This window comes from Paraburkholderia sp. (assembly GCF_050742655.1).
Lineage (GTDB): Bacteria > Pseudomonadota > Gammaproteobacteria > Burkholderiales > Burkholderiaceae > Paraburkholderia.
Genome location: NZ_JBOIGG010000002.1, coordinates 572,280 through 579,306, shown reverse-complemented (window position 1 = coordinate 579,306; position 7,027 = coordinate 572,280). Strand labels below are relative to the sequence as shown.

The window sequence follows — 7,027 nt, the reverse complement described above, 5'->3', positions numbered from 1 at the left end:
TGTCGACGGAGCTTGAAACTCGCAGGAGACACAAGCTGCGCCACGGCTGCCAACCGGCTTGGTGGCAAACCATTAATGGCTTGCTACCCACTGAATTCTGAATCAAAAGCAAGATATAAGGAGACAGAATCCATGAAAAAGCCCTACCTTGCCGCGGCATTAGCCGGCGTCGCGTGCGCATCGGCACACGCGCAGTCGTCCGTCACCCTGTACGGGGTGCTCGACACCAACATCGAATTTCTCAATCACGCGAGCGCGACCGGCGGCAGTCTCGTGCGCGAAAACTCCGGCGGTCTTAGCAATTCGCGCTTCGGGGTTCGCGGCACGGAAGATCTCGGCGGCGGCAACTCGGCGTTCTTCGTGCTCGAAGCGGGCATCAACAGCAACGACGGCACCAATGCGACCGCAGGCGTGCTGTTCAACCGCACGGCGGCAGTGGGGCTGTCGAATGCGTTCGGCTCGCTGTCCGCCGGTCTGCAGTACACGGCGATGTACGACATCCTCGAACACTTCGACCCGATGGGGTACGCGCCACAGTACACGTGGTTCCCGACCACCGGCGCATCGGACAGCTTTTCGTACAAGGCCCGGCTGAACAATTCGGTCAAATACGTCGGCCACTTCGGCGGCCTGACGGCGATCGGCGACTACAGTTTTGGCGGTGACGCGGATTCGTTTCAGAGCAGCGCCGCATACGGCGGTGGCCTGCAGTACGACATAGACGGTCTCTCCGCTGCGCTCGCGTATGACTATCGCAACGGCGCGATCAACACGGCTGGCAACTGGTCGAAGACGCGCAACTGGAGCGCATCGGTCCGCCAGGAAATCGGCGGTTCGCTGACTGTGATGGGCGGCTACGAGCACTTTCTGAGCAACCCGACCAAGGGCGCGACGGTGTCGTCTGCGATGTGGTTCGGCGGCGCGCGCTATCGGGTCACGCCATTCCTGCGGGTGACCTGGGGGACGTACTATCAGGCGAACAAGGCGGTCAAGGTATCGAACGCGTGGATGAACGTGCTGAGCACGGACTACTCGTTGTCGAAGCGTACCGACGTTTATGCGACGGTCGCGTACGCCGCCGCGACGCGCTACGCGAACGGCACCTTCACGCCGGTCGGGACGACGACCGATACGGCATTCGGAGCAAACCAGACCGGCGTTACGGTTGGCATCCGGCACAGGTTCTGAGCGGGTGTAAAACTAGATGCGAGTGCAGTTGCAATGAAGAAAGGAGCCGTGAGAATGACAGCGATGGGACAGCGAACGATGCGGCAGCTGATAGCAGCGTTCGCGCTCGCGTCCGCAGTGCCGGTGTTCGCGCAAGCCGCGCAGCACGACTATCGCCCGAACCTGCATCCGGTGGCGACGATCTCGGACACGCGTTTCGCGATCGACACGCCGCAAGGGCACGCGCAGTTTCCGCTGTACCTGTCCGCCGACTGGAACGTGCCGCAGCCGCGGATCGAACGCGCGGTGATCGTGATTCACGGCAAGCTGCGCAACGCGGACACGTATTTCAAAAGCTCCGAGAAAGCGCGCGACCTCGCCGGTGCAAGTCCGGACAGCACGCTGCTGATCGCGCCGCAGTTCCTCGCAACCGTCGATACGCAGGTGCGCTCCGTGCCCGCCGATCTGCTGCGCTGGAAAGACAACGCGTGGATGGGCGGCGAGGGGGCCGAAGGCAGCGTGCCGGTCAGCTCGTACGCGGTGCTCGACGCGATCGTCGAGCGGCTTGCCGACCGGCGGCTGTTTCCGAACCTGAAGCACGTCACGTTCGCGGGCCACTCGGGCGGCGCGCAGGTCGTGCAGCGCTACGCGATCGCCGCGCACGACCTGCAGGTGCTCACCGACGAAGGCATCGATGTGCGCTACGTCGTATCGAGCCCGTCGTCGTATGCGTACTTCAACGACGAACGGCCGAACGCGCAGAACGTGCTGAAGCCATTCGATGCGGCCACGTGTCCGTCGTTCGATGCGTGGAAGTACGGGATGGGCGAGCGTCCCGCGTACGTTGCGGACCGCACGCCCGTGCAGCTTGAAGCCGCGTACGCGAAGCGGCGTGTCGACTATCTGGTCGGCGGCGCGGACGACGATCCGCAGCACCCGGCGCTCGATAAAAGCTGTGCGGCCGAAGCGCAAGGCTCGCAGCGGCTCGCTCGCGCGACCGCGTATTTCGCGTACCTGCAGGCCCGTCATCCGGACGGCCTGAACCAGAGTTTTCACGTCGTGCCGGGCGTCGGTCACAACGGCGCGCGGATGCTGCGCTCGCCTTGCGCGCTCGCGGCGATGTTCGGGGCAGGACAATGCACACCATGAACGATCTGTCCGCCAATAGTCCTGCGATGCACGATGCGCCGCCCGCGCTGAGCCGCTCGATGGTTCGACGCGCGATCTTCGCGTCGGTGCTCGGTAACGGGCTCGAGTGGTTCGACTTCCTGATCTACGGCTACTTCTCGAAGATCATCGCGCAGGTGTTCTTTCCCGGCGACAACGCGTTCGTATCGATCGCGCTGACGCTCGCGACGTTCGCGATCGGCTTCTTCGTGCGGCCGCTCGGTGGGATTCTGCTCGGCGTGTACGCGGATCGTGTCGGCCGGCGCCGCGCGCTGTCGCTGTTGATCGTGTCGATGGCTGCGAGCACGTTACTGATGGGGCTCACGCCTTCGTACGCGACGATCGGTATCGCGGCGCCGCTGCTGATCGTGCTCGCGCGGCTGCTGCAGGGACTGTCCGTTGGCGGGCAGTTCGCGACTGCGTCCGCGATGCTGGTCGAGTACGCGCCGCCTGGCAAGAAGATGTTCTACGGCAGCTTCAACATGTCGTCGCAGGCGTTTGCGCTGTTGCTGTCGTCGGGTGTCGGCTGGCTGTTGACGACACAGCTGTCGCATGCGCAGCTCGTCGCGTGGGGCTGGCGGCTGCCGTTCCTGATGGGCTCGCTCGCGGGGCCGATGGGTTTCTACATCCGCCATCGCGTCGCGGAATCGCCGGAATTCGAAGCGCTGCGCGATCACGGTGGCAACGTGTCGCAACGCCAGACCGTACGTGAATTCTTCCGCACGAATCGTGACGCGGTGATCTGCGCGATGGGCGTGATCATCGTCGGCGCGGCGACCAACTACGTGTGGCATTCGTACCTGTCTCTGTATGTGGAGCGGCAGCTGCATCTGCCGCTGTCCAGCGCGCTGCTCGGCGCGTTCGCGTCCGGTGCGCTGAATCTGTTCCTGTTCCCGCTGTCGGGCAAGCTCGCCGATCGCTATGGCCCGTATCGCTGCTTCTATCCGGTCGTGATCGCGTGGGTGATCTGCGCGTACCCGCTGTTCCATTTCGTGGTCGCGCATCCGACGCCGCTGCATCTGTTCATCGCGCAGATGATCGCGACCGTGTTTCTCGCGGCGATGTCGGGACCGCATCCCGGCATGCTCGCGACGCTGTTCCCGGTGCGCAACCGGTCGACCGGTGTGGCGCTGTCGTACAACATCGCGGTCACGCTGTTCGGTGGCCTCGCGCCGCTGACCATCACGTGGCTCACGCATCTGTCCGGCAGCAGTCTTACGCCTGCGTTCTATCTGATCTTCGCCGGCGTCCTTTCGCTGGCGATGGTGTTTTTCACGAAGGCCGGCCGCACGCCCGCGAACGACGCGTCTGCTGCGCCGGCCATTCCTACGGGTTCTGACGCATGACCGGGATTTTTCATCGCGACGACGAGCGCGCGCCGAATGAGCGCCCCGTTCCGGTCGTCGCGCCGCAACGTATCGCTGTCGAGACGGCGGCGGGCAGTGGCACCGTGCCGTTGTTCGCGAGCAGTGAGCAAGGTGTGTGGGACGCGCTGCAGCCTGATGTGCGCCGTGCGGTGATCCTGATGCACGGCCGGCTGCGCAACGCCGATGCGTACTTCCGTCTCGCGGAACAGGCGCGCGCGGCAGCGGGCGACGATGCGCGGGACACGCTACTCATCGTGCCGCAGTTTCTCGCCACCGCCGACGTGGATGCGCACCGGCTCGACGCCACGACGTTGCATTGGGACTGGACCGGCTGGATGGGCGGCGACCCGGCACTCGGTCCCGCGCCGATCAGTTCGTTCGACGTGCTCGACGCGATCCTGCGACGTCTCGCGCAACGCGACCGGTTCCCGGCGTTGTCGACGGTCGTGATCGCGGGCCATTCTGGTGGCGGTCAGGTTGCGCAGCGCTACGCGGTCGTCACGCATGGCGAAACGCAGTTCACCGCACACGGCATCGCGGTGCGCTATGTGATCGCGAATCCTTCGTCGTATGTGTATTTCGATGCGCTACGTCCGACCGCGGACGGCGCGTTCATCACGTTCGACGAGGCGCGCTGCCCCGGCTTCGACGACTGGAAATACGGCTTGAACCGGCTGCCCGCGTATGCGCTCGACGCGATGCGCGGCGGCTCCGCGTATGCACTCGAAGCGGCCTATGCACGGCGCGACGTCGTGCTGCTGCTCGGCGGCGACGACTGCGATCCTGCGCATCCCGCGCTCGACACGTCGTGTGCGGCACGTGCGCAGGGCGCGCACCGTCTCGAACGCGGACGGGCTTATGCACGCTACATGCGGATGCGTCACGGCGACAACCTGAATCATCGCGTGTTCGAGGTAGCGGGGATGGGCCACGATGGCGCGGGCATTTTCACGTCGAACGCCGGGCTTGCCGCGCTGTTTGACGCACCGCCTGCCCGCTAGCCGCGAAGTGTCGACAGGTGCTCACCGCGGGTTCAGGTACGGCGGGCAGGCGTAGCGGCTTTGGTGGTTTTCCTGTTGCGTGGCGCCACCGCTTCTGCCTGCGCTTCTGCTTCTTCGAGCCGGCTCATCGCTTCGCCCACCTCATGGCGGAACTGCCGCAGTGCCGCATGCGGTGCGTCGGGCGGTTGCAACGCGGACCACAGCACGTCGATCAGCTGGTCGGCGGTCGCGTCGATATCGGTGCGCCGCTGGCCGAGTGTCGCATCCCACAGCACGTGCTCCATCGGCCCGAACACCAGCGAGCGCAAGAGCCGCAACGGCATGTCCGCGCGCACCTGGCCGTCTTGCTGGCCGCGCGCTAGCACTGCCATCAGGGGCGCGGTGTAGCGGCGCTGCATATCGGTTAGCGCGTCGCTCAGTTCGTGATGCTGCGCGCGTCCTTCCGACAGCACGAGCGCGCACAGCCCGGTGCCGTTCACCAGCATCAGCCGCAGATGCGTCCGCACGATGAACGCGAACTGCTGCCGCACCGTGCCGTCGCGCGGCAGCCCGGTTTCGATTGCACCGATGATTTCGTCGTACCAGTCGCCGATCACGCGCGCGCACAGCTCGCGCTTGCCGCGGAAATAGCTGAACACCGTCGCCTCGGACACGCCGAGCCGCTGCGCGATCTCCGCCGTGGTCGCGCGCTCGTAGCCCTTTTCGGAAAACACATCGCGGCCCGCCTGAAGGATGTCCTTCACGCGCTGCTGCGACCGGGCGCCCGCGGGCTGACGGCGCACCATGCCGGGATCGGCCTTGGGCACGGTGCGCGGGTCCGTTTTCGCTACGCTCATCGTCAGATATGAGTGATATTCAAATTGGGTAGAGGTGCAGCTAGCGCGTTACCTGGAGCAGCTGCACTACAACACGCAGATTACAGCGATTTTGGCGATTCTGCGATATTTGAGTATTACTCAAAATTCCTATTGACGTATACGTAAATCTAGCGTGAAATTCGCGTTGAACGGGCGGCGGCGTGCGCAGCGGTACGGCCCCGAAACTATCGTTACATGGGATCAGAGTAAGCGCTAAAGCGCTAACTCTGATCGACACAGGAGACACAGCATGAGCAACCTACCCGGCTTGCAGTTCCCGCTCGGTGAAGAGATCCAGATGCTGCGCGACAGCATCGCGTCGTTCGCGGCGAAGGAAATTGCGCCGCGCGCCGGCGAAATCGATCGTACCGACCAGTTCCCGATGGACCTGTGGCGCAAGTTCGGCGATCTCGGCGTGCTCGGCATGACGGTCTCCGAGGAATATGGTGGTGCGAACATGGGCTATACGGCTCACATGATCGCGATGGAGGAGATCTCGCGCGCGTCCGCATCAGTGGGGTTGTCGTACGGCGCGCATTCGAACCTGTGCGTGAACCAGATCCACCGCAACGGCACCGCTGCGCAAAAGCAGAAGTACCTGCCGAAGCTGGTGTCCGGCGAGCACGTCGGCGCACTCGCGATGAGCGAACCGAACGCCGGCTCCGACGTCGTCAGCATGAAGCTGCGCGCGGATAAAAAGGGCGACCGCTATGTGCTGAACGGCACGAAGATGTGGATCACCAACGGCCCGGACTGCGACACGCTGGTCGTCTATGCCAAGACGGATCTCGAAGCCGGTTCGCGCGGCATTACTGCGTTCATCGTCGAGAAGGGGATGAAGGGCTTTTCGGTGGCGCAGAAGCTCGACAAGCTCGGCATGCGCGGCTCGCACACCGGCGAACTGGTGTTCGAGAACGTCGAGGTACCGGAAGAAAACATTCTCGGCCAGCTGAACGGCGGCGTGAAGGTGCTGATGAGCGGCCTCGACTACGAGCGCGCGGTGCTCGCGGGCGGCCCGACCGGCATCATGGTCGCGGTGATGGATTCGGTCGTGCCGTATATCCACGACCGCAAGCAGTTCGGTCAGTCGATCGGCGAATTCCAGCTGATCCAGGGCAAGGTCGCCGATCTCTACACGACGCTGCAGGCCTGCCGCGCGTACCTGTATGCGGTGGGCCAGCAGCTCGACACGCTCGGCAAGGAGCACGTGCGCCAGATGCGCAAGGATTGCGCGGGTGTGATTCTCTATACCGCCGAAAAAGCGACGTGGATGGCCGGCGAGGCAATCCAGATCCTGGGCGGCAACGGCTATATCAACGAGTACCCGGTCGGCCGGCTGTGGCGCGACGCGAAGCTCTATGAGATCGGCGCGGGCACGAGCGAAATCCGCCGCATGCTGATCGGTCGAGAACTGTTCGCCGAAACGACCTGATGCGGGTTGCGCGCGGCACGGGTTGACCGTGCTGGC

At 64.4% G+C, this 7,027-nt stretch carries 6 protein-coding genes; 5 read left to right on the top strand and 1 reads right to left on the bottom strand.

Features of this window, described 5'->3' with window-relative positions; all coding sequences use genetic code 11:
• The first annotated feature begins 132 nt into the window (after positions 1-132).
• From ACREXZ_RS05160 to ACREXZ_RS05145, 4 genes are all read left to right on the top strand, one after another.
• Positions 133-1,188, top strand: a complete 1,056-nt coding sequence (locus tag ACREXZ_RS05160) for a porin (RefSeq protein WP_431762954.1) — start codon at positions 133-135, stop codon at positions 1,186-1,188.
• A gap of 63 nt (positions 1,189-1,251) precedes the next feature.
• Complete coding sequence (locus tag ACREXZ_RS05155; RefSeq protein ID WP_431762972.1) at positions 1,252-2,316, top strand: alpha/beta hydrolase; 1,065 nt, start codon at positions 1,252-1,254, stop codon at positions 2,314-2,316.
• On the top strand, positions 2,304-3,680 hold the full coding sequence (locus ACREXZ_RS05150) for an MFS transporter (protein WP_431762953.1): 1,377 nt from the start codon (positions 2,304-2,306) through the stop codon (positions 3,678-3,680). Before ACREXZ_RS05155 ends, ACREXZ_RS05150 begins: the two co-directional genes overlap by 13 nt.
• Entirely contained in the window at positions 3,677-4,702 is a 1,026-nt protein-coding gene (locus tag ACREXZ_RS05145; protein WP_431762952.1) for an alpha/beta hydrolase, read from the top strand. Before ACREXZ_RS05150 ends, ACREXZ_RS05145 begins: the two co-directional genes overlap by 4 nt.
• 32 nt (positions 4,703-4,734) lie before the next feature.
• Here ACREXZ_RS05145 and ACREXZ_RS05140 read toward each other — a convergent pair whose 3' ends face one another.
• Positions 4,735-5,538: a TetR/AcrR family transcriptional regulator gene (locus ACREXZ_RS05140; protein ID WP_431762951.1), complete on the bottom strand. Its 804-nt coding sequence runs from the start codon at positions 5,536-5,538 to the stop codon at positions 4,735-4,737.
• Positions 5,539-5,809: 271 nt separating this feature from the next.
• Here ACREXZ_RS05140 and ACREXZ_RS05135 point away from each other — a divergent pair, with 271 nt between their 5' ends.
• Complete coding sequence (locus ACREXZ_RS05135; protein WP_431762950.1) at positions 5,810-6,991, top strand: isovaleryl-CoA dehydrogenase; 1,182 nt, start codon at positions 5,810-5,812, stop codon at positions 6,989-6,991.
• Positions 6,992-7,027: the final 36 nt, after the last annotated feature.

What these genes read in the sequence shown, in the direction of transcription:
- ACREXZ_RS05150 (WP_431762953.1), top strand. Translation starts at nt 2,304, where the DNA reads ATGCACACCATGAACGATCTGTCCGCCAATAGTCCTGCGATGCACGAT.
- ACREXZ_RS05155 (WP_431762972.1), top strand. Translation starts at nt 1,252, where the DNA reads ATGGGACAGCGAACGATGCGGCAGCTGATAGCAGCGTTCGCGCTCGCG.
- ACREXZ_RS05160 (WP_431762954.1), top strand. Translation starts at nt 133, where the DNA reads ATGAAAAAGCCCTACCTTGCCGCGGCATTAGCCGGCGTCGCGTGCGCA.
- ACREXZ_RS05135 (WP_431762950.1), top strand. Translation starts at nt 5,810, where the DNA reads ATGAGCAACCTACCCGGCTTGCAGTTCCCGCTCGGTGAAGAGATCCAG.
- ACREXZ_RS05140 (WP_431762951.1), bottom strand. Translation starts at nt 5,538, where the DNA reads ATGAGCGTAGCGAAAACGGACCCGCGCACCGTGCCCAAGGCCGATCCC.
- ACREXZ_RS05145 (WP_431762952.1), top strand. Translation starts at nt 3,677, where the DNA reads ATGACCGGGATTTTTCATCGCGACGACGAGCGCGCGCCGAATGAGCGC.